General features: G+C 34.2%; 15 protein-coding genes. 8 read left to right on the forward strand and 7 right to left on the reverse strand.

Annotated features, from left to right (window positions below; genetic code table 11):
* Window positions 1-73: 73 nt before the first annotated feature.
* From DMA14_RS21145 to DMA14_RS21155, 3 genes are all read right to left on the reverse strand, one after another.
* Entirely contained in the window at window positions 74-901 is an 828-nt protein-coding gene (locus DMA14_RS21145) for an alpha/beta hydrolase (protein WP_111426476.1), read from the reverse strand.
* A 54-nt stretch (window positions 902-955) separates the two neighbouring features.
* Entirely contained in the window at window positions 956-3,871 is a 2,916-nt protein-coding gene (locus tag DMA14_RS21150) for an FAD-binding and (Fe-S)-binding domain-containing protein (protein ID WP_111426477.1), read from the reverse strand.
* 330 nt (window positions 3,872-4,201) lie between these two features.
* Window positions 4,202-4,975: a DeoR/GlpR family DNA-binding transcription regulator gene (locus DMA14_RS21155; protein WP_308069074.1), complete on the reverse strand. Its 774-nt coding sequence runs from the start codon at window positions 4,973-4,975 to the stop codon at window positions 4,202-4,204.
* Between the two features lie 225 nt (window positions 4,976-5,200).
* Here DMA14_RS21155 and DMA14_RS21160 point away from each other — a divergent pair, with 225 nt between their 5' ends.
* The 8 genes from DMA14_RS21160 (at window position 5,201) to DMA14_RS21195 (ending at window position 20,721) form a co-directional block, all read left to right on the forward strand.
* Window positions 5,201-8,479, forward strand: a complete 3,279-nt coding sequence (locus DMA14_RS21160) for a SusC/RagA family TonB-linked outer membrane protein (protein WP_111426478.1) — start codon at window positions 5,201-5,203, stop codon at window positions 8,477-8,479.
* Window positions 8,480-8,511: 32 nt separating this feature from the next.
* Complete coding sequence (locus tag DMA14_RS21165; RefSeq protein WP_111426479.1) at window positions 8,512-10,248, forward strand: RagB/SusD family nutrient uptake outer membrane protein; 1,737 nt, start codon at window positions 8,512-8,514, stop codon at window positions 10,246-10,248.
* Window positions 10,249-10,503: 255 nt separating this feature from the next.
* Window positions 10,504-11,706: an exo-beta-N-acetylmuramidase NamZ family protein gene (locus DMA14_RS21170; protein ID WP_111426480.1), complete on the forward strand. Its 1,203-nt coding sequence runs from the start codon at window positions 10,504-10,506 to the stop codon at window positions 11,704-11,706.
* Between the two features lie 297 nt (window positions 11,707-12,003).
* Entirely contained in the window at window positions 12,004-12,831 is an 828-nt protein-coding gene (gene murQ / locus DMA14_RS21175) for an N-acetylmuramic acid 6-phosphate etherase (protein ID WP_111426481.1), read from the forward strand.
* Between the two features lie 168 nt (window positions 12,832-12,999).
* Window positions 13,000-14,508, forward strand: coding sequence for a sodium:solute symporter (locus DMA14_RS21180; protein WP_111426482.1), 1,509 nt, complete (start codon window positions 13,000-13,002; stop codon window positions 14,506-14,508).
* A 75-nt stretch (window positions 14,509-14,583) separates the two neighbouring features.
* Window positions 14,584-17,580, forward strand: a complete 2,997-nt coding sequence (locus DMA14_RS21185; protein ID WP_111426483.1) for a glycoside hydrolase family 3 N-terminal domain-containing protein — start codon at window positions 14,584-14,586, stop codon at window positions 17,578-17,580.
* Window positions 17,581-17,670: 90 nt separating this feature from the next.
* A complete protein-coding gene (locus DMA14_RS21190) occupies window positions 17,671-18,942 on the forward strand; it encodes an acyltransferase family protein (protein ID WP_111426484.1) in 1,272 nt (423 codons plus the stop codon).
* A gap of 291 nt (window positions 18,943-19,233) precedes the next feature.
* Window positions 19,234-20,721: an aminotransferase-like domain-containing protein gene (locus tag DMA14_RS21195; protein WP_111426485.1), complete on the forward strand. Its 1,488-nt coding sequence runs from the start codon at window positions 19,234-19,236 to the stop codon at window positions 20,719-20,721.
* Between the two features lie 384 nt (window positions 20,722-21,105).
* Here DMA14_RS21195 and metQ read toward each other — a convergent pair whose 3' ends face one another.
* From metQ to DMA14_RS21220, 4 genes are all read right to left on the reverse strand, one after another.
* A complete protein-coding gene (gene metQ, locus DMA14_RS21205) occupies window positions 21,106-21,918 on the reverse strand; it encodes a methionine ABC transporter substrate-binding lipoprotein MetQ (RefSeq protein ID WP_111426486.1) in 813 nt (270 codons plus the stop codon).
* 77 nt (window positions 21,919-21,995) lie between these two features.
* Window positions 21,996-22,649, reverse strand: coding sequence for a methionine ABC transporter permease MetI (locus DMA14_RS21210; protein ID WP_111426487.1), 654 nt, complete (start codon window positions 22,647-22,649; stop codon window positions 21,996-21,998).
* Window positions 22,642-23,673 (reverse strand): methionine ABC transporter ATP-binding protein MetN, encoded by a 1,032-nt coding sequence (gene metN, locus DMA14_RS21215; protein ID WP_111426488.1) that lies wholly within the window; start codon window positions 23,671-23,673, stop codon window positions 22,642-22,644. The genes DMA14_RS21210 and metN overlap by 8 nt, the downstream gene beginning before the upstream one ends.
* 380 nt (window positions 23,674-24,053) lie before the next feature.
* Entirely contained in the window at window positions 24,054-25,061 is a 1,008-nt protein-coding gene (locus DMA14_RS21220; RefSeq protein WP_238990018.1) for an NHL repeat-containing protein, read from the reverse strand.
* Between the last annotated feature and the right edge of the window lie 3 nt (window positions 25,062-25,064).

The raw sequence follows: 25,064 nt of genomic DNA on the forward strand, positions 1-25,064 counted from the left end.
GAAAACCTGTTAGGATAACCAACCAAAATTTATGTCTTGCCATAAATCAACAAAATGACAATACACTTAACCTTTACTGTGTTTTTTCAGCGTCATTAAAATAATTATAAAAAAACAGCAGCTGATATTTTAAGGAATTCTCCCAGTATTTTAAATTATGTTCGCCTGGACGTTCTATATAATCGTGATTTATCTTTAGGTCTAACATTTTTGCGTGCAGTTCTCTGTTTACTTTCATAAAGAAATCATCAACCCCACAGTCAATAATCAGTTTTAATTTATTGTCTTTTACCAAGTCTAACATATTGGTAACGGTGTTCTTATTCCAATTTTCTGGAAATTCTGTAATTGAACCTAATCGTTTTTTGATATCCCAATTTTCAGGAAACGGACGAAAATCTACGCCTCCGCTCATGCTTCCTGCCGCACCAAATACGTCTTGATGTTTGAATGATAAGTATAAAGCCCCATGTCCGCCCATGCTCAAGCCTGAAATGGCTCTTGCTTTACGATCCGCAATTGTTCTGTATTGTTTGTCAATAAACGGAACTAGTTCTTTTACCACATAAGTTTCATATTTAAAACTCGGATCTATCGGACTATCAAAATACCAGCTTGAATAATTCCCGTCTACACCAACCACTATAAAACCGTATTGATCAACTTGTTTTCCTAATTCTTTAAAATCTTTTGCCCAAGATCTATAATTTCCGCTATAGCCATGAAGCAGATAAACAACAGGAAATGCTTTCTTGCTTTTTTTATAATTGTCAGGAACTACCACGCAAGTTTTAATATTCTTCTGCATAGAAGGACTAAAAACCTGCAAAGTATCAACCTTAGCAGCTTTGGCTGTAAAAACGAAAAGCAATAATAAGATTGAGTAAATTATTTTTTTCATAATTGATATTTTATAAAATAATACTTTTGAAAAGCATGGTTAAAACACAAAAAATTATTTCAAACAATCTTTTAAAATAGTCACAGGATGCAAGGCCTTTCTGCTGGTTCCGTCAAAAATCTGATGGCGACAGCTGGTTCCTGCTGCTGCAATTTCGGTTGATTGCTCTGTTGCCCTGATTTTCGGGAACAAAGTATCTTCTCCCATTTTCATACTGATTTCGTAATGTTCTTTTTCATAACCAAATGAACCTGCCATTCCGCAACAACCAGAATTATAAATTGTAACCGTATTGTTTTTTGGAACATTCAGCATCGCAAAAGAAGCTTCAACTGAGCTCAATGATTTTTGATGACAATGCCCATGAATTTTGATGTTTTTTTCTTTTTCAGAAAATTGATCTGCGTGAATTTTTCCGTTTGAAATTTCTCTTTTGAAAAATTCTTCGACTGTAAAGGTATTTTTAGCTAATTTTTCAGCACTTTCCTTATCAGCAGCCAATCGGATATATTCATCTCTGAAAGTCAATATTGCCGAAGGTTCAAGACCTATTAAAGGTGTGTTTTCAGAAATTATATTTTTAAAAGTATTGACATTTTTATTGGCAATTTCCTGTGCTTCTTCCAAAAAGCCTTTTGAGATAAAAGCTCTTCCGCTTTCTTCGTGATCGATTACAATTACTCTATAACCTAATTCTGTCAAGAGTTCGTACGCATCGATTCCGACTGAAACATCATAATAATTAGTAAATTCATCACAAAAAAGATAAACACTACCATTTTCAAAAGAGCTGTTTGTGTTACGTTTTTTGTTCTTTTCATACCACTTTCTAAATGTTTTTGGAGCCAATAAAGGCACTTGCCTTTCAGGCGCAATTCCCATACGTTTTTTAACGAATGAAAGATTAGAAGCCCAATTGGTAATAGATGGCGCAATGCTTCCCAATTCATTCAATTTTGAATTGAAAGCAAATATTTTATTTCGGAAAGAAAACCCGTTAGCTTTTTGATATTGGTATAAAAACTCAGCTTTTAAAGTTGCTACATCAACATTACTCGGACATTCGCTAGCGCAGGCTTTACAGCTTACACATAATTCAAAAACCTTATATAATTCTTCGTGATCGAATTTATTTTCTTTTTCCGAATTCGTTAGATATTCGCGTAAAGCATTGGCGCGTGCACGTGTAGTATCTTTTTCATTTCTCGTCGCACGATAACTCGGACATAAAGTTCCGCCCGCTGACGGCATTTTACGACAATCGCCCGAACCGTTGCATTTTTCTGCAGCACGTAAAACCCCTAAACTATCCGAGAAATCCTGAATCGTTTTTATTTTTGGTTCTACTCGTCCAGCTTCAAAACGAAGATTTTCATCCATTTTCGAAGCGTTTACGATTTTTCCAACATTCAAAATCGTATTCGGATCAAACGCTTTTTTTACTCGTTTTAGCAGTTCGTAATTTTTATCGCCAATCATAAAAGGTAAAAACTCTCCACGCAGAATTCCGTCGCCATGTTCACCGCTTAACGAACCTCTGTATTTTTTTACCAAATGAGCTACTTCAGTAGATAAATTTCTAAACTGATGCAATCCTTCTTTTGTCTTCAAATTTATCTTCGGACGCAAATGCAGCTCTCCCGCTCCAGCATGCGCGTAATAAATGGCACTTTGTCCGTGTCTTTCCATCATCGCTGCAAAATCGGCAATATAATTGGGAAGATCACTCAATTCAACCGCTGTATCTTCAATAGAATCGGCTGCTTTATCGTCTCCCACAATACTTCCTAAAAGTCCAAGACCAGCTTTTCTTACCTCATTTACTTTGTCAATATCGGTTCCGTAAATTTTTGGCAAAGCATATCCGAAACCATTATTTTCAAGATCTTTAATTAATGCATCAGCTTGCAGTTCGGCATCTTCCATACTAATATGCGATCCAACTTCAAGCATAATAACTGCTTTTGGTTCGCCTACAATAAAAAATCGGTTTTTAGCCTGTTCTCTATTGGTTTTGGTACAGTCTAAAATAGTGTCATCCATCATTTCGCAAGTATACAAATGATGTTTCATTGCAGTCACAACGGCTTCTAAACTTTCTTGAATGGTATGAAAATGCGCCACTACCATAATATTGTTTACTGGTGGCAAGTCGTCTACTTTCAAAGTAATTTCTGTGGTAAAAGCCAAAGTTCCTTCACTTCCGCAAAGGAGTTTTCCTAAATTGATGGTATCTTCTGTTCCCGAAAAAAGTTTTGATTTTAGCAGAACATCAATCGCATAACCAGTATTTCGTCTGTGAATTTCTGGTTTTGGAAATTCTCTTAAGATTTCTTCCTGATTTTCTTTGTTTGAAAGTTCTTCGTAAATCGTTCTGTAAATTTTATTTTCTAAAGAATCGCCTTTTGTTTTCTCAATAAACTCTTCAGAAGTTAAATCTTTAAATACTGCGGTAGTTCCGTCGCTCAAAACGGCTTTTATTTCTACAATTTTATCTCGGGTAACACCGTAGCGAATCGAAGTTGTCCCAGACGAATTATTTCCGACCATTCCGCCAATCATACATCTATTGGTTGTTGATGTAGTTGGAGCAAAAAATAATCCGTGTGGTTTTAAATACAAATTCAGCTCATCGCGAATTACTCCAGGCTGAACCGTTATGGTTTTCTTTTTAGGATCAAAAGAAACAATTTTATTAAAATGTTTAGAAACATCGACAATGATTCCGCTTCCGATAGTTTGACCTGCAAGCGAAGTTCCTGCCGTTCTTGGCGTTATAGAAATTTTATTTTTTGAAGCAAACCGAATAATATTTATAATATCATTTTCTGATTTTGGAATCGCCACGGCAAGAGGCATAATTCTATAAGCAGAAGCATCTGTGGCATATATTTTTTTATGAAGGTCATCATAAAAAAGAGTTCCTTCTAGTGAAGTTTCTAATTCTTGTAGTTGGAGAGAATCGGACATTTAATTTGGTTCTGTTGCTTTTGGTTCTTTAATACATGTTTTATTTCTGCATTTCGCTAAAAAGCTGTTTGGCAAAAACAATACATTCTAAATTTTATTAAAATTCAATATTTATTAAAGTTCCTTTTAAAAGCTTTGAACTTCTTTTAAAGCACCAAAGAAATGGCAAATAAACCAAGAAATGATTTTCATAAATATATCTGACTAATAAAATTAGTTTTAACAAATATAGATACAAAAAGCATACAAATACATTATTTTGCGTTTTTTAACATAATAAAATTAAAATAACGCAACAAAACGCAAAAACTATATTATATAAGTTTAAAGTTATAAGATAAACACTCCAGATTTCCTATATTCATCTAGTTTTTCATCTTCTGGATCTAACTCTGTCACAATCGTGTCCAATTGCGTAAGATCGCATACACCGTGTGGCATTTTGGTATTTAATTTATTTGAAGCAAACATGGAAACTACTCTATCAGAAGCCTCTATCATTGCTTTTTTGACAATTGAGATTTCGTAACCTACTTCTGTAAGTCCTTGTTTGATATTAATGCTGCTGGCGCCAATGAAACAAATGTCTGCTTTAATTTTAGAAACCACCTGAATTACATCCATACCTATTGTTACCATTGCGTTTTTTTGCATTTTTCCACCAATAAAAATCAAATCGATATTAGGGTGCTGAGACAATTGCATAGCTATTGGTAAACTATACGTATATATTGTAGCTTTTAAATCGGCCGGAATTAACTTTGCAAAAACCAGATTAGTGCTCCCTCCACTCATTATAATAACCTGATCGTCATGAAGTAGAGACAATGCTTTTGTCACGATTTGCTTCTTCTGTTCTTCTGCAGCTATTGCAATATCAAAGACATTTGCAGACTTTTCTTTAACCTGAACTGCGCCACCGTATACTTTCTCTAACAGCTTTTTGCTGTCCAATTCATTCAAATCTCTTCTTATAGTATCTTCTGACAAATCGAGAGCCAAAGCTAAATCTGTTGTAACAACTTTTTGGTCTTCAATAAGTTTAGTCATTATATATTTCTGTCTTTCAGCCTTCAGCATTTTTTTATAAAAGTTAAAATTCATCACAAATATATCAAATATTTCATTCCATCTCAGAAAAGACCCAAAAAACTGCAAAATCATGCAACAGCAAGATTTTCAAAACAAATTCGATTCTTATTTTTTATTAAAATTTGCGTTATTTTGCGGTTTTTAAATTATTTTTCGAAAAAAAACAGCAAAAAATGCATTTATATGCAATAATTAAATATATTTGCTCAACAACAACCATAAAAAACCAGATTAATCATGAAAAAATTACTCTTTATTACAGTGTTGTTTTTGTGCATTCAAACAGCATTTGGACAAGCAAAAACAGTTACTGGAACAGTAAAAAGCAAAGCAGACGGAATTCCAATTCCTGGAGTCAGCGTCGTTATTCAGGGAACGAATAACGGTACGACAACTGACTTTGATGGACACTACAGCATTTCTGTAGCATCAGGACGAACTCTAAACTTTAGTTACATGGGGTATGAAACCCAATCAATTAAAGTGGAAAGCCAACAGAAAATAGATGTTGGTCTTTCAGAAAGCACTTCGAAACTAGACGAAGTTGTTGTTGTAGGTTTTGCTTCTCAGAAAAAAGCTAATCTTACTGGAGCGGTTGCGAAAGTAGATGTTAAAAAAGCTCTAGGAAGTGTCCCTATTACTGATATCACAAGAGGTTTACAAGGAACTACTCCTGGACTTAATATCACTTTTAATTCAGGTAATATAAGTAAGGGATCAAATGTTAACATTCGTGGAGCCGGAACTATTATAAATGGAGAAGCTAAAGGATCACCACTTATTTTAGTTGATGGTGTTCCAGGCGAGTTGTCGATGCTAAATGCTGAAGATGTAGAGTCGATGTCTGTGCTTAAAGATGCTGCTTCTGCGTCTATTTATGGTGCTCGTGCGGCATTTGGAGTTATTTTAATTACTACGAAAAGCGGTAAAAACTCAAAAGGAAAAGTAAGATTCGCTTATAGCAATAATACAGGTTGGAGCAATCCAATTTCTTTAGTTCAATTTAATGATCCAACTGTAGAGCTTCCTGCAATGATTGACGCACAGGCTAGAGCTGGAAATGCGAATCCAGAATCTTTCGGTATGAACTACAAAACATTATTACCTGGTATCATTAACTGGAAGGAAAAATATGCTGCAACTAGAAATCCAAATGACAAAAACATGATCTTAGGAGAAGATTTTGATGTTATTGGAGGAAAAGAATATTTCTACAGAATTTGGAATCCGCATGATGAAATGTTAAAAAAGAATGCGGTACAAACACTTCATAATTTATCTGCTCAAGGTTCTTTGAGTGACAAAAGTTCATTTATTGTTTCGTTAGGACTTTCTAATCAAGATGGTGTAATGAAAATCAATAATGAAACCAACCAAAGATTCAATCTTAACCTTGGTATGACAACGGAGTTGGCAAGCTGGCTTACTGGAGATTTTAAAGTATTGGGAACTTTCCAAGAATACGACTCTCCTTTTAACTACTACAACAATGGTATTGATACTGCTGGTAACGGATATTTTGGGTACTATATGCGTTGGGGTTCTTATTTCCCTTATGGAACTTATAATGGCACTTACTTTAGACATGCGCCTGGTTATATGGCAAATGCATCTCAAAACGAAAGTAAATCAAATGATATGAGGATAAGCGGAAGACTTACTGCTCAAATTACAAAAGACTTTAACATCGTTGGAGAATACAGTTATAATACCAATTTTTCAAGTCTAAAAATGAATGGTGGTCAAGTACCGCTTTGGGACTGGTGGACAAGTGCTGCTGACTTAGTTGCCGGAAAACCAACATCAATGGAAACTGCCAATGATTTTGTTGCTCAAGCGAAAACATCTTACACTAGAAATGTAGTCAATATCTTTGGAAATTACACTAAGACATTAGGAGAAAACCACAACTTTAAAGTATTAGGTGGTTTGAATACAGAATGGTACGATCAAGAAAGAACCTACGCTCGTAGAAACACACTTTTGGACAAAACCAAACCAGAATTTAACTTAGCTATTGGCGATCAATTTACTTCGCCTCTAGTTTCTAATGACATTTTAAATCCTGGTTTATCAAGATATGCAATTGCAGGATTTTTTGCACGTGTGAATTACGATTACAAAGGTAAATATCTATTGGAGGTAAACGGACGTTATGATGGTTCGTCAAAATTCCCTACTAATGAACAATGGGGATTCTTCCCTTCTGCTTCTGTTGGATATAGAATTTCAGAAGAAAGTTTCATGGAAGGAACAAAAAGCTGGTTAAATGATTTGAAAATCCGTGGATCTATTGGTTCAATCGGAAATCAAAATATTGCTAACAATGCCTTTTTACCAGTTATGACTAACGTTACTACTAATCCTAACCCTTATTGGATTGGTAGCGGTACAACCATTCCTCCTACTGTTAATCAGCCAACAAACGTTGACCCGAATTTAACTTGGGAAAAGGTAACTACACAAGATATTGGAATTGATATTAGAATATTTAGCATGTTAGGTTTAACTTTTGATTACTACCAACGTGACACCAAAGGAATGTTAGCTCCAGGGAAAACGCTTCCAGGTTCATTTGGTCAGACTGCTGCCAATACAAACTCAGGAAACTTAAGAACAAGAGGTTGGGAACTAGCACTTAACTTTAATAAACAAATCAACAAAGATATCAGTGTTTACGCAGATCTTACACTTTCTGATAATACTACAGAAGTAACAGAATGGAACAACTCTTCTAAACTTTTAGGATCATTTTATGCTGGCCAAAAACTTGGTGAAATCTGGGGATTGCAAACAGACCGATTAATTCAAACAACAGATCAAGTTGATGCTACTGGATTAATAGTAAATGGTGTTGATTATAAAAATATAAGAAGTGGAGCGTTTAAATTTGGCGCAGGAGATGTAATGTATAAAGATTTGGATGGAGACGGAGTAATCTCAAGAGGAGATGGAACTGCTCTTAAACCTGGAGATTTAAAAGTTATTGGTAACACTACGCCTCGCTACCAATATGGAGTTCGTTTAGGTGGTGCTTTATACGGATTTGATATAGATGCTTTCTTTCAAGGAGTTGGAAAACGTGACTACTGGACAACTTCAGACTTAGTATTACCATTCTATAACAGAACTGATGCTATGTATGAAAACCAAAATGATTACTGGACACCAGAAAATACAGATGCCTATTTCCCTAACCCATACCCTGGACATGCAACTAATGCTTTTGGAACTTATGCTCCTGGATCAAACAATTTCGTGGCACAATCTCGTTATTTATTAGATATGTCTTATTTACGTTTAAAATCGATGACTCTTGGATATACTTTCCCAAAAAGTATTTCACAAAAAGCTGGATTTGATAAAATTAGACCATACGTTTCAGGTTTCAACTTAGCTACATGGAAAAGCAGTAAATTACCAGTAGACCCTGAAATTAATGAAAGTGAATCAATGTGGGGAAGAACTTTCCCTTACTCTAAAACATGGTCAGTTGGTATACAACTTGCGTTTTAATAAAGGTATTTAAAAATCAAAAATTAATTAAGATGAGAAAATTAATCATAAACTCTAAGATAAAACTTTCAGTTGCCTTGCTTACCATAGCAAGTCTAACTGCTAGCTGTTCAGATTTTTTAGATACACCTCCAGAAGATGTATTTACAGACAACAATTTTTGGACTTCAGAAAATAACGTAAAAACATTTTCTTGGTTAAACTATAATACCTTTAATGGATACGGAAATAATGCTGGTGTTACAGCAGATTTTTATTTCCATGCTTCGGCAACAGGTTTAATAGATGACAACTTGGCGATGAACGTTTTCACTAACTTTCTAACAGCTCCAAATGCAACTAACTCAAACTGGAATGAATATTACACTTTGATTCGTCGTTGCAATCTTATGCTAGAAAGAGTTCCAAATGTTCCTATGGATCAGACAAAGAAAAATCACTACATAGGTGTTGCTAAGTTCTTTAGAGCTCATACTTATTTTCGTTTAGCGCAACAGTTTGGTAATGTCCCTTATACAGACCAATATTTAGCTCAAAGCGATGCAAATGTTTACAAACCAGCCTTATCGAGAGCAGAGGTAATAGACAATGTAATTAAAGACTTAGAAGAAGCGATTCCGTTGTTATTAAACGTAGATGATAGCAATGTAACGGTAAACAAATATACTGCCTATGCATTATTAAGCAGAGTATGTTTGGGTGAAGGTACTTACAGAAAATACAATTTGGCTCAGAATGGAAATGCGTATCTTCAGAAAGCTAAAGATGCTTCTTTAGCGGTAATGAATAACAACGCTTATAAATTAAACACAGATTGGAAATCTCTTTACAATTCTGTTGAATTATTAGGAAATACTGAAGTAATCTTAACAAAAAGATACATAAAAGGTGTTTTAGGAAATGGAATCCAAGCCTACACTAATACATCTACTGTTCAAAACGGATTAACAAAATTTGCTGCGGAAAGCTATGTAACTACTAACGGATTGCCTATTAAACAAACTGGCAATGCTCAATACTTAGGAGATAACACTATCGCAAATACTTTTGCTAACAGAGATCCAAGATTTGCTAAAGCCTTCAGTACAGCAGATTACGCTTACTCTGACAAACCTTATAACGGTTTAACATCTATAACAGGTTATGTATTCCAATTGTATAATAATCCTGCTACAACAGGTACAGAGGTTACCACAATTGGACAAAATCAAATTGACGCTCCAGTTTTCACACTAAGCGAAGTTTATTTAAATTATGCTGAGGCATGTGCAGAATTAGGTACAATCACTACGGCTGATTTAAATTTATCACTTAACAAAGTTCGTACACGTGCTGGAATTGCAACTTTGACTACAGATGGTGCAACTGCATCTGCAAACGGTGTTCTGATAGATGACCCGCAAAGAACAACTGCATTAGAACAAATTTCAGGAATTGTGAATCCAATTATATGGGAGATTCGTCGTGAGCGCAGAATCGAGTTTATGGCTTGGACAACAATGAGAAAAGAAGATCTTATGCGTTGGAAAAAAGGAGATTATCTAGATACTAATTCTAATCCAGATGTTATTTTAGGAGCTAGAATAATGGCTTTAATAGGAACTAACTCTAAAACAAAAGTAAACGCACAAGGATATGTAATTCCTTATGCAGCTGGTGTTTCAAGATTATTTATATCACCAAAAAATTACTTGAGTGCTATTCCAACAAATGATATCAATTTATACGCTGCAGAAGGTGTAGAATTAAAACAAAACCCAGGCTGGTAATTCGGTAAAAACTAAAATACCACATCTAATACAACTGCCTCCGACGTGAGACTTTTCGGAGGCAGTATTTTAAAATACTCTTTTTAGACGCATTGTGACCAATAAAAAGACCAAATAGAAAAATTAATCCTGATTCATGCAGGTTATATCTTGTTAGTTTTTAGATTCCCCAAATCTGCCTAAAACATTCATATACTCCGATAAAATAGTAATTTTATTAGTCCAATTCGTCTTTAACTAATAACTGTATTTAAAATGATAAAATTTATAGCAAAAAGTGCTTTTGTTACAGCATTTCTGTTTCATGCTACGTCATATTCGGCAAACATTCAGCCCAATACAATAGTTATTTCTGCAGAAATCAATAACACTGTTATAAAAACGGGAGCTGACAATTACGAAAAATATCTTCCGCTATTAAAAGATAAAAAAGTCGGAATTGTAACCAACCAAACTGGAATTTTATCCAACAAAACCCATGTCGTTGATTTTCTATTGGAGAAAAAAATTGCTGTTCAGACTATTTTTGCTCCCGAGCACGGATTTAGAGGAACAGCCGATGCCGGCGAACATATCGTTGACGGAAAAGATCCGAAAACAGGCTTGCCGATTATCTCGCTTTATGGCGACAACAAAAAGCCAAAACAAGCCCAGTTGTCTGGAATTGATGTCATGATTTTTGACCTGCAAGATGTAGGAGCACGATTCTATACCTACATTTCTTCTTTACATTATGTAATGGAAGCTTGTGCAGAAAATAACGTTCCGCTTATTGTTTTGGATCGTCCAAATCCAAATGGTTCTATCGTAGACGGTCCGCTTTTAGAAAAAGAATTTACCAGTTTTGTTGGCATGCACCCTATTCCACTCCTTCACGGAATGACAATAGGCGAATATGCTCAAATGATAAATGGAGAAAAATGGCTAAAAGATGGCGTTCAGTGTAAACTAACTGTTATTCCTTGTGTAGATTACAGCAGAACAATGCCTTACAGTTTATTGGTAAAACCGTCTCCGAATTTACCAAATGACCAGTCTATAAATTTATACGCAAGTTTATGTCTTTTTGAAGGAACAAATGTGAGTATGGGACGCGGAACTGAAAAACAATTTCAAATTTACGGCTCTCCCTATTTAACCAAAACCAATTTCAGTTTTACTCCGAAACCCAATTTTGGCGCAAAAGATCCTTTATACAACGGAAAAGAATGTTTTGGCGAAGATTTAACTACATATCCAAAATTGAAACAACTAGAACTGAAATGGCTTATTAAAGCGTATCAGAATACGAGCGATAAAACAAAATTCTTCAATGCATTTTTTACCAAACTGGCAGGAACAAAAAAATTACAGCAGCAAATTGAAAGCGGTGTTTCTGAAGCTCAGATAAGAAAGACTTGGCAGAAAGACCTTGAAGCTTTCAAAAAAATGCGAACAAAATACCTGATTTATAAATAACATTTCTAATTCAGTTCCCTTAGACTTAATTTTTTAAACACTAGAAACATAGAATTTGATAGACCTACAAAAAAGCGTTCCATTAGCATAAACACACACATATATATTGCTAGCAGAAATGTAGTTCTCTTTGGTTTGTTTTTTTAAAGATTGGTTACCTTTTTAAACAAAAATCAAAACCTGTGTTTCTATGTTTTAAAATTAGATTCCATTCTAAATAAAAATATCAAACTATTAATGTAAAATAGAGATTCTGAAATTGAAAAATTTTAGTTTCAAAAATCAAAAAAAAGAAAAATGAAAAATAAAAATCCTGAAACTGAACAAGAATCTTTGTACAAAGACTTGGATCAAATGAGCGTGAAAGAACTTCTTACAAACATTAATACAGAAGACAAAAAAGTTCCGCATATTATTGAAGAACAGATTCCTAAAATAGAAAAACTGGTTAAGGCCATTGTAAAAAAAATGCAGTTGGGCGGAAGATTATTTTATATCGGAGCTGGAACTTCTGGGAGAATTGGAATTTTAGATGCATCGGAATGTCCTCCTACTTTTGGTGTTTCTCATGATATGATTATCGGAATCATTGCCGGTGGAGACACTGCTATTAGAAAAGCTGTAGAAAATGCAGAAGATGATACAGAACAAGCGTGGAAAGATTTAGCTAAGTACGAAATTTCAAGTTTAGATATGATTATCGGAATTGCAGCTTCTGGAAACACGCCTTACGTTTTAGGAGCCCTTAAAAAAGCTAAAGAACACAATATTAAAACGGGAAGTATTTCGTGCATCAGCAACGGACTTATTGCCCAAGAAGCTGATTATCCGATTGAACTAATCGTAGGCCCTGAATTCTTAACAGGAAGCACAAGAATGAAAGCAGGAACAGCTCAAAAACTTACTTTGAATATGATTTCTACTTCGGTAATGATCAAACTAGGAAAAGTAAAAGGCAACAAAATGGTTGACATGCAGCTTTCTAACGAAAAACTGGTAAAACGCGCTATCAAAATGATCATGGAAGAACTTGATTTAGAATATGAGGCAGCCGACGAATTATTGCAAAAACATAAAAGTGTACGAGCTGTTTTATTAGCGCACACCAAAAATCAGGAAAACTAAAAATATACTATCAAATCTTTTTATAGATTTATACAAATTCAAAAGCTGAATAAAATCATTTTTTGGAGTTTTTAACACCGACCTGACAGACTAAAATCCGTCAGGTCAATTAAAAAATCTCCTTGATTTGAATTATTTTAAAAAACCAAAAATCACCAAAACTATAAAATGACACCAAGTACCATTCTTCTCCTTATTATCATTTATTTCGGAACATTATTCTATATATCGCACAGAGTCAGCAAGAAAGACAGCGGAAACGAAGCTTTTTTTACTGCCAATAAAAATTCAAAATGGTATTTAGTGGCTTTCGGAATGATCGGAACTGCTCTTTCTGGAGTAACCTTTATCTCTGTTCCAGGAGAAGTTGGCGCACCAAGCGGCGAACAATTTAAATATTTTCAGTTTGTTTTAGGAAATGCACTTGGATTTATTGTCATTACAAAGCTTTTACTGCCTTTATACTATAGAATGAATCTGACTTCGATTTATGGATATATTGAGCAAAGAATGGGCTTTTTCAGTTATAAAACAGCGGCTTCTATCTTTTTGATCAGTCGCACGATAAGTTCTGCTTTCAGATTGTATTTGGTGGTAATCGTTTTACAGCGTTTTGTGTTCGATTTTTATCATATTCCTTTTGCGTTTACTGTTTTAATTTCGTTGCTGTTAATCTTCTCTTACACTTATAGAGGCGGACTAAAAACAATTATTATTACAGATACTTTACAAACATTTTTTCTTGTAACCTCTGTTTTCCTTACTATTTATTTTATTTGTGATAGAATGGATTTGAGTGCCATCAGCGCATTTGAAGAAGTAAAAAACAGCAATTATTCTAAGATCTTTTTCTTTGATGATTTTATGGGAAGTAAATTCCATTTTGTAAAACAAATTTTGGGCGGAATGTTCGTAACTATCGCTATGACTGGTCTAGATCAAGATTTAATGCAAAAAAACTTGAGCTGTAAAAACATTGGCGAAGCACAAAAAAACATGTTCACTTTTACAGGAATCTTTGTTATCATTAATATTTTCTTTTTGAGTGTTGGAGCGTTGCTATACATCTACGCAAACAAAAACGGAATCGCTGTTCCAACCGATTTAATTACAGGAAAACCAAGAACTGATTTACTTTTCCCTGAAATTGCATTAAATCATTTAGCGCTTGTTCCCGCAATTGTATTCTTATTGGGAATTATTGCTGCCACTTTTGCCACTACCGATTCTGCCCTAACAGCCTTAACAACTTCTTTCTGCGTTGACTTTTTAGGCATGGACAAAGCAGAAAATAGCCATAAAAAAAACACAGTAAGAATTAGACATTTAGTACATATCAGTTTTTCTATTTTGGTATTTTTTATCATTCTAATTTTCAACTCAATAAATGACAGTTCTGTAGTCGGAATGATTTTTAAAGTTGCCTCTTACACTTACGGTCCATTATTAGGATTATACGCTTTTGGTTTATTCCAAAAATCAAGACATGTAAACGACAAACTGGTTCCGTTTATCTGTTTGCTTTCTCCATTATTCACCTATTTCATCAATGAATATTCTAAAGTTTTATTTGCAGGATATGTTTTTGATAATGAATTAATTATACTAAACGGATTAATTACTTATTTAGGATTATTTATAACCAGTTCACGCAGTGAGAAAGAAATAAGTTTCTAATTCAGCTTAATACTATTGATGAATTAATTTGGGGTTAATACACTTAAAATCAAATTGATTATTTAAAAAAAATATATGAAAAATTCATTCATAAAAATTAGTTTATACGCCGCTTTTATATTTTTAATTACCAATTGCGCATCCAAAAAAAATAATGGTACAACAGATGATAAAAAGGATATTCCTTTAAAAGACACTGTTGTTTATATACAAAAAAACACTTCAGACAAAAAAACTTTCTTTAAAGATTCTGATAAAGAAACGGCTTGGGTTGACAGCATTTATAACAAAATGACTGTGCAGGAAAAAATCGGACAATTGTTTATGGTTTCTGCCTATTCAAACAAAGATTCTGTACACGTAAATCAGATCAGTAAATTGATTGAAGATTATAAAATAGGAAACGTAATTTTCTTTCAGGGCGGACCCATTCGTCAAGCGAAATTAACCAACTTATATCAGTCAAAAGCTAAAGTGCCTTTGATGATCGGAATCGATGCCGAATGGGGATTAGCCATGCGATTAGATTCAACGTATCGTTATCCGTGGAATATGACTTTGGGCGCGATTCAGGATTTAGGTTTAATTGAAAATGTGGGAAAAAATATGGCAGCCGAAAACAAACGAATCGGCGTTCATTTCAATTTTGCACCAGTTTTAGATATTAATACCAATCCGAAAAATCCAATTATCGGAAACCGTTCTTTTGGTGAAGATAAAGTCAATGTAACCGAAAAAGCGCTTGCTTTAATGAAAGGAATACAAGGAAACGGCGTTTTCTGTACCGGAAAACACTTTCCTGGACATGGCGATACTTCAACCGATTCGCATCACGCCTTGCCAACCGTTAATTTTTCTAAAGAACGTATGGAATTAGTTGAACTATATCCGTACAAAAAATTATTCGACGAAGGTTTAGCTTCTGTAATGGTAGCGCATCTTAATATTCCAAGCTTAGAATCACAGCCAAATTGTCCTTCTTCTGCTTCTTATAATGTGGTGACCAATCTGCTTCAAAAAGAATTAGGTTTCAACGGATTGATTTTTACTGATGGTTTAGCGATGAAAGGCGCTGCCAATTTTAAAGGGCCTGGAGATTTAGAAATCGCTGTTATTTTAGCTGGAAATGATATTTTGCTTTGTCCAGAAAATGTACCCGTTGCTTTTCAGAAATTGGAAGAGGCTTACAATACGCAAATAATTACGGAAGAACGATTGGCACATTCTGTTAAAAAAATTCTTCATTTTAAATACAAAGCAGGACTGAACAAATACAAACCGATTGATTTAAACAATTTATACAATGATTTGAATCCGTCGCAAAATGATGCTTTGCATTATAAATTGTATGAAAATGCTATTACAGTTTTAAAAAACGAAAAAGAAATTCTTCCGATAAAAGATTTAAGCGAAAAAATCGCCTATATAAAATTGGGTGAAGACACCAATAGCGCTTTCGTTTCGACCTTAAAAAAATATACCAATATTACAGAAGTCAAAGACACCAATCTGGACAGTCTAAACAAAGAATTGAGAAAATTTGACAAGGTAATTATCAGCTATCATAAAGTAAATAAGGCTTGGGAAAAACAAGAATTCACCTTACAAGAAATGCTTTGGCTAAAAGAAATTGCAAAACACAACAAAGTAATTCTAGACATTTTTGCAAAACCTTATTCATTATTGTCTATTAATAATTTTGATGATATTGAAGGTTTAGTAGTTTCGTACCAAAACTCAGATATTAGTCAGGTTGTTTCGGCAGGATTGCTTTTTGGTGCCATCGAAGCCAAAGGAAAATTGCCTGTTTCTATCAATGATGCTTTCCATGTAAATGATGGTTTGACTACCGAAAAACTAAATCGTCTGGCTTTTACAGCTCCAGAAAATGTAAATATGAATCCAGCAATTCTATCCAAAATTGACGCTGTAGCGCAAAAAGCAATTGACGGAAAAATGGCTCCAGGAATGCAGGTTTTGGTTGCGAGAAAAGGAAATGTTATTTTTCAAAAATCGTATGGAGCGCAAACTTATGATAACGGAAAAAAAGTAACCGATTCTGATTTATACGATGTAGCTTCGATTTCAAAAATGATTTCGACATTGCCAAATGTGATGCAATTGTATGATAAAAATAAAGTAGAGCTAGATACTAAACTGAAAGACATGCTGCCTTTCTTTGCTAAAACAAACAAAGAAAATATCACTTTCAAAGATCTATTAAATCATTACGCAGGGCTTCAAGCTTGGATTCCGTTTTACAAAGCAACTTTAGATAGCAACAATCAGCCTTCTGAAAAATATTATCGAAAAATAGCTGAAAATGGTTTTACAACAAAAGTAGCCGACAATCTTTATATTCGAAATGATTATCATGATACGATTATGAAAATCATTGCTGAAAGTCCTGTAGCTCTAAAAAAAGAATACAAATACAGCGATTTTACTTTTATCATTTTAAAAGAATATTTAGAAAGAAAAACGCATAAAAAACTAGAAGACCTGAGTAAAGAAAATTTCTACAGCACGCTAGGAATGACCAATACGCTTTATAATCCATTAGATAAATTTGAGAAGAAAAATATCGCTCCAACCGAAATTGATAACTATTTCAGACATCAGGTTATTCAGGGTTATGTACACGATATGGCAGCCGCAATGGAAGGTGGAGTTGCTGGTCACGCAGGAATATTTTCTAATGCGATGGATGTAGCTAAAATGATGCAACTTTATCTACAAAAAGGAAATTACGGCGGTATTCAATACTTTTCTCCACAAACTTTTGATGCTTTTAATACATGCTATTACAAAAATCAAGGCGTTTTAAGAGGTTTAGGATTTGATAAAAGAGTACACAAAGGCGGACCAACTTGCGACTGTGTTTCTGAAGCAAGTTTTGGCCATACAGGTTTTACAGGCAACATGGCTTGGGCAGATCCAGAAACTGAAATTGTATATATATTTCTATCCAACAGAACGTATCCAGAAGTAGTAAATGACGAAAATAAATTAGCCAAAGGAAAAATCAGAGAAGAAATTCAGCAGATAATCCAAGACGCAATTATCAAATAAATTCCAAATTTTAAATTCCAAATCCCAAACTATAAACTCAAAACCATCAACCATCAACCATAAACTATCAACCATAAAATATAAAACCCAATGACAAAAGAACGTTTAACCTCACTCGATGTCTTCAGAGGATTTACTATTCTCTTAATGACGATTGTCAATAATCCGGGAAGCTGGTCATCTATTTATCCGCCCCTAGAACACGCCGAATGGCATGGTTGCACGCCTACTGATCTAGTTTTCCCGTTTTTTGTTTTTATTATGGGAACTGCAATTCCGTTTGCAATGCCTGTAAAACATTTTGACGGAAGCGTTTTCAATAAAATTTTAGTTCGTTCTCTACGAATCTTCTGTTTAGGATTATTTTTAAGCGTTTTCAGCAGAATTCATTTATTTGGTTTGGAAGGAATTCCGTTATTAGGATTAAGATTAGTAATTGCTTTTGCCGTTGCTTATGCCCTTTTAGGAAACTTTTCAATGAAAGTCAAAACTATTCTTGCCGTTGGAGTATTTCTAATTCTTATCTCATTATCATTTAGTGGACTTGAACATTTTGAAGACACCAGAATTCCAGGTGTGTTACAGCGAATTGCGATTGTGTATTTCTTTACTTCTATTTTGTATTTAAAGACTAATTTAAAAACGCAACTTTTAGTTTTAGCCACACTTTTAATTGGATATTGGCTTGTAATGGCTTTTGTTCCCGTTCCTGGATTTGGTCCTGCCAATTTCGACAAAGGAACCAATCTTGCCGCTTGGATTGACGATACACTTCTAAACGGACATTTATGGGCTTCATCAAAAACTTGGGATCCAGAAGGAATCTTAAGCACTTTGCCTGCCATTGGAACCGGAATTCTAGGAATGTACATTGGCCAACTATTAAACTTATCGGTTGATAAAATGGAAATCGTAAAAAAGACCGCCATTGCAGGAACTGCTTTAGTAATTGGAGGTTTGATTTGGAACATCTTCTTTCCTATCAATAAATCACTTTGGACAAGTTCTTATGTTTTATACACAGCTGGAATTGCAACATTATGTTTAACGCTTTTGTATTATATAATTGATATTAAAGGGCATAAAAAATGGACTAAACTATTCCTGATCTGGGGTGTAAATCCGATGATTGTATTTTTCTTTTCTGGAATAATTCCGAGAGTTTTAAGCGGTATAAAAGTAGCCGACCCTGAAAAAGCTGGCGAAGAAATTGGACTCCAAGCGTATATATATAACCACGGAATTGTTCCTTGTTTTGAGAATCCTTTAAATGCATCACTCGCTTATGCTTTATCTTATGCTGTTTTTTGGTCGTTTATCTTATGGATTTTCTACAAAAAGAAATTGATTTTTAAAGTCTAACTATTTTTTTTAACACATAGAAACATAGTCTTGCAAACTTAAAAAGGCGTTTCACTAATTTAAATAAACATAGCTTGCTATGTGTGGAAACTTGTTTCTTTTGCCATCTTTTTTTCTAAAAAAACTATGTCTCTATGTGTTAAAATTTAAATATATACTATTTCAGCCGGACTTAATAGTTTGATTTGGTCATCGTTCTAGCACTTATGTAAAGATCATTTTTCTTTTTTTCTAAAAATTTTAAGAAAAGCAGTATCTTGCCGTACCAACAAAAGTGTCAGTTTATAAATTATGGATAGTCCGGTTGAAATTCCTTTTAAAAGCTTTATTCAGCTTAAACCAGAAGAAAGCACTGCTATTTATCTGCAGCTTGTTTTTGAATTTATCAAAGCCATACAAACGGGTTTTCTTCCCGAAGGCACCAAACTTCCTGGCACTAGAATTTTATGTAAGGTGCTTTCTGTTAACCGAAACACTTTAATCAAAGCCTTTCAGGATTTAGAATCACAAGGCTGGATTGAAACACTTCCAAATAAGGGAACTTTTATTTTATCGCAGCAAAAACAAAAAAACAAAGCTGAATTTAGTATATCGAAAGAACAAAATACCACTCCAGACAATATTGGTTTCAGTTTTCAGCGTTCTACTATTCTAGAAAGTCCGATTGAAATCAGTAACCTGCCGCATCAATTTAATGACGGAATGCCCGATTTACGATTGGTTCAAACCGATGTTTTGGCCAGATTATATGTTTCGAAATTAAAAAGACGAAAAACATCTAAAACCTACGAGCAGATAGAATTGCGTTCACATTCGAATTTTAAAACTCATTTTTCTAATTATCTGAATCTTACCCGAGGAATTCGTATTTCAACTTCAAATCTTCTTACGGCAAGCAGTCACGAAATCGCTTTGTATCTGGTTACAAAAGTACTTATTACTCCAGGCGATAAAGTCATCGTAGCTTCGCCGGGTTATTATATGTCAAATATGACGCTGACCAATACGGGAGCGCAGATCATTTCTATTCCGGTAAATGAAGACGGAATTGATACGAAACGTTTAAAAGAAATTTGTGAAACGACCAAAATCAGGGTTTTATATTTAACATCCAATTATCATTATCCGACCACCATTTCGCTTAGCGCTAAAAAAAGAATAGAAGTTTTAGATTTGGCCAATCAATACGGATTTGTGATTTTGGAAGATGATTACGATTTTGAGTTTCATTACGATAATAATCCTGTTCTGCCATTAGCCGCTTTTGATTCCAATCAGAAAGTGGTTTATATTGGATCTTTTGGGAGATCATTGCCATCTGGTTTTAGCTACGGTTTTGTTGCGGCTCCTGCGGAGTTTATTAAAGAACTCGAAAAGCATCAAAACATCTTAGAACCCAGAATTGACGTCATAAAGGAACAAGTTCTTACTGAATGGATTACCGAAGGCGAAGTGCATCGTCTTTCTAAGAAAAATAAAAAAATCTATAAAGAACGACGCGATCATTTTGTTTCAATTCTAAATGAAAAACTCAAAGGCAAAATCAAGTTTAAAGTGCCACCAAGAGGATTGGCAATTTGGGTCGAATGGCTAGATCATTTTAATCTGATTCAGTTTCAAAAAGAATGTTCTAAAAATGGTTTATTTCTGCCAAAAACCATTTTATATCAAACCAAAAACCTTACTGCAACACGTTTAGGATTTGGGCATTTAGAGAAAGAAGAAATGGAAAAAGCCGTTTCTATTTTAGACGAATGTCTTGCAATTGTCACGCAATAATGAGCATTTTAGAGTACTGACAATTATATAAATTGTAAAGTTAATCCTATAACGCAAAAAAGCCCTGTTGGAAGTAACTTTGAAATAGAATTTTAATTCAAAAAAAACTTATTGAATTTTTACGTTATAATTGATCTTCTAATGTTATGGAATATCAAAATAGTATGGGTAAAGAAGCTATCAATTTCGCCACTCAATACACTTATTTCAGGGGTTATCAGTGGTGTAATTGGCATATTCAGCTGGATTAACATAATTAAAGCAACCAATTATCAACCCCCAATTGACTCTAGCGGTTGCGATATTCAGCTGTTCTTTGCCCATATTTTTTTACAAAAAAAAGACCTCAATAAATGAGATCTTTTAATCGTAAATAGTATTTTCTTACCAGCCTTTTACTGCTCCGCCTTTAAATTCTTGCTCGGCTGCTTTTTCAACTTCTGGAGATTGGAAAGCTTGTAAAAACTGCTTTACTTTTTCTTCGTTTTTATTGTCTTCACGACTTACCACCAAATTTACATAAGGCGATTCTTTATCCTCAACAAATAAAGCGTCACGAGAAGGAACCAATCCTGCTGCAGAAGCAAATGTATTGTTGATGATCGCAATAGAAACATTTTCGTCGTCTAATGCACGAGGCAATTGAGGCGCTTCTAATTCTAATATTTTTAAGTTTTTAGGATTGCTCACAATGTCAGTTACCTTTGGCAATAAACCAACACCATCTTTCAGCTTCAATAATCCGTTTTTTTGTAAAAGCAATAAAGAACGTCCTCCGTTTGTTGGATCGTTTGGAATAATAATCGTGCTTTCGTTTTTCAATTCAGAAAGGCTCTTTATTTTTTTAGAATAAGCTGCAATCGGATACACAAACGTTTTTCCGATAATAGCCAATTTGTAACCACGCTGTTTTGATTGTTCGTCTAAATACGGTTTGTGTTGAAAAGCATTTGCATCAATATCTCCCTGGCTCAAAGCTTCGTTTGGAATCACATAATCGTTGAAAGAAACTAATTCTACTTCCAATCCGTATTTTTCTTTTGCCACTTTTTTAGCCGCTTCTGCCACTTTCAATTCTGGACCTGAAGCCACACCCACTTTTATAAAATGAGGATCATTATTTTTACTTTTTCCGCAATTGGATAAAACAAGCGCCAAAGCCAAAACTCCAGCTATTTTTAAAATATTTCTTTTCATAATAATTGTATATTTCTTAAATTTTAAACTTCTAACATTTCACTTTCGACTTTTGACTTTCGCCTTTCGACTAAATCTTATCTATGATCGAATCGTTTTGATAATCTATCTCCCGCAAACTGAATCACGAATACTAAAATAACCAGTAAAGCCAAAACCGAGTTCATTGTTACGGCATCATAACCAATATAACCGTACTGGTATCCAACTTGTCCTAAACCTCCTGCTCCAACAGCTCCGCCCATTGCAGAATATCCGACAAGGGTAATTAAAGTAATTGAAGCTGCATTAATTAAAGAAGGCAAAGCTTCTGGCAATAATACTTTGTACACAATTTGCAAAGGAGTTGCTCCCAAAGCTCTTGCCGCTTCAATTAATCCTGACGGTAAACCTAGCAAGCTGTTTTCTACTAAACGAGCAATAAATGGCGCCGCGCCAATGCTCAATGGAACCAAAGCCGCACTCACACCAATTGAAGTACCGACAATGGCACGTGTAAACGGAATCATCCAAACGATTAAAATAATGAATGGAATAGAACGAAAAACGTTCACCAATACCGATAATGTTCTGTTTAAAACTGGCTGTTCTAGAATTTGATTTTTACGAGTTAAGAACAATAAAATTCCTGTTGGAAGTCCTAACAAAAAACCGAAAAAGCCCGATACAAAAGTCATAACAATGGTTTCCCATGTTCCTTTTAACAATAAATCTATAAGAGAATCAGACATAACCTATAATTTCTGTTTTAATATGTTTTGAATTAAAATATTGAATGGCAGCATCGTAATTTTCGCGTTTTCCTGAAAGTTCAATCAGCATTACGCCAAAATTCACTTCGCCCGCCTGATCCATTTGTGCACTAACGATTTTAAAATCGGTATCAAAAAGTCTTGAAACTTCTGAGATAACAGGCTCATTAACCGATTTTCCTGTCATTTCCAGTTTCAATAACGGATTCAGATTTCCATTGTCTTCTTTTTGCAATTTTTCCTGATAAACAGATGGAACTTCGATATGAAGCGAAGAAGAAATAAATTCTCTTGTCAATTCATGTTTTGGGTCGGCGAAAATTTCTCCAACACTTCCCTGTTCGATTAATTTTCCGTGACTAATAACTGCAACTTCATCACAAATAGATTTTACAACTTCCATTTGGTGTGTAATTAGTAAAACGGTAATATTAAGACGTTTGTTAATGTCTTTCAGTAAATTTAAAATCGATCTAGTTGTTGCAGGATCTAGCGCACTTGTTGCTTCATCACACAATAAAACTTTCGGATTATTGGCTAAAGTTCTTGCAATCGCTACTCTTTGCTTCTGACCTCCCGAAAGACTTGCTGGATAATCGTTGGCTTTTTCTGCCAATCCGACTAACTGCAATAATTCTAAAACACGAGTTTTGATTTCACTTTTTGAAGTTCCAGCCAATTCAAGGGGAAAAGCCACATTTTCGAAAACCGTTCTTGAAGAAAGCAGATTAAAATGCTGAAAAATCATTCCGATTTGTCTTCTTTCAATCGCCAGTTCTGCGTTTGATAACTGCATTAAAGCTTTTCCGTCAACGATAATTTCGCCAGAAGTTGGTCTTTCCAACAAATTCACGCAGCGAATCAGCGTACTTTTTCCTGCTCCGGAAGTTCCAATTACACCAAAAATTTTCCCTTCAGGAACCTTTAAAGAGACATCAGACAAAGCAGCAACAATTCTGTCTTTCTGATGAAAAGTTTTGGTTACATTTTTTAATTCAATCATTCTTTACAGTTTAAAAACAAAAAAGCCTTCCATTAATTAGTTGAAAGGCTTTCTTGAAATAAATTTTATCATTTTATATATTAAGCCAGATCAATAAATACCATTACAATAGCACAGCACATCATGCTGTAACGATAATAATTATTCATTTTCTGGTTATCTTTCTTCATAGCGAGTGCAAATTTAAACAGTTATTTTTAATTTTTAGCTATAAATTATCAAAACTTTTAATACCCTATCAATTTAATAGGTTACTTTGAAATTCCAATCTTGAAAAATCCAAATTCCAAATTTCATTTCAATTAAAAAAAAATCCAAATTCCAATTTGTTCCGAGACTTCGGGATTGGAATTTGGAATTTTTAAAATTGGAATTTAAAACTAGTTGTTTTGTTCTGCAATTGCCGATTTGTTGAGTTTTACCACTCTAATTTTCTTATTGGTATTATCTGACAAGAAAATACGATCATCAAGCTGTGCAGTTCCCACAATAGTTCCGAACTTATTCTCGCCAAAAATATCTGAAGCATTTAAAACCGCTTTGTAGTTCTTTCTGATAAATTCTTCTTTTGGATACAATCTTAAATAAGATGTGCTTCCTTCATTTTCTGTAGTTACCGCCCAATCTTTACTAAAAGAAACTGCAATTGGTTTTATGTCGACAAATTGTAATTTATCTGGTTCAATTGGAGTTGTTAGCGAATTCTTAGCATTTGCTTTAATGTTTGCGATATCATAGTACAGATAGCTTTTTGCATCTCTTCCTGCAACCACAAGATTTCCGCCATACACATCCATAGAATATACTTCTGTGTAGCCATTTAAGGTATTTAATTTAGCAATTGGCTCTAAATTCCAATTGCTTGTTTCCGTAATCTGAGAAGTTTCAAATACTTTAATGCTTTTCTCTTTTTCCTTTACGAATATCAATCCGTCTTTTACTACAACACCAAAAACGTGCACAAAAGTCTGCCACCATTGTCCGTTTCCAACCGTACTGATTCCTGCATTTGTAGTTTCATCAAAAACAAATAATCTAGATTCTGTACTTCCTACATAAATACGTCCATTGTCAACCGCAACCGAAGTCAAACTTGTCAACGGAATTGTTGTTGTTCCTTTTGTATATTCTTTAATTGTTTTAATGTGAGCTAATGTCAGAGCATTAAATACTTCTAAAACATTTCCATTGATAACGTATAGTTTCTCGTTTGCAACTGCAATTCCTTTTGGATCAAAAGCCTCGGTACTTCCAGGAATATTTTCCGCTGTTATCGAAGCTTCGTCTGTAGGGTAATAATAGCTATAATCTTTGGTTTCATTGTCGTCTTTGCTGCAATTGGTAAAAAAGCAAAGAGTAAATATTAGGGGCAAAATATTCTTCATCATTGT

Source organism: Flavobacterium sharifuzzamanii, assembly GCF_003254585.1.
Lineage (GTDB): Bacteria > Bacteroidota > Bacteroidia > Flavobacteriales > Flavobacteriaceae > Flavobacterium > Flavobacterium sharifuzzamanii.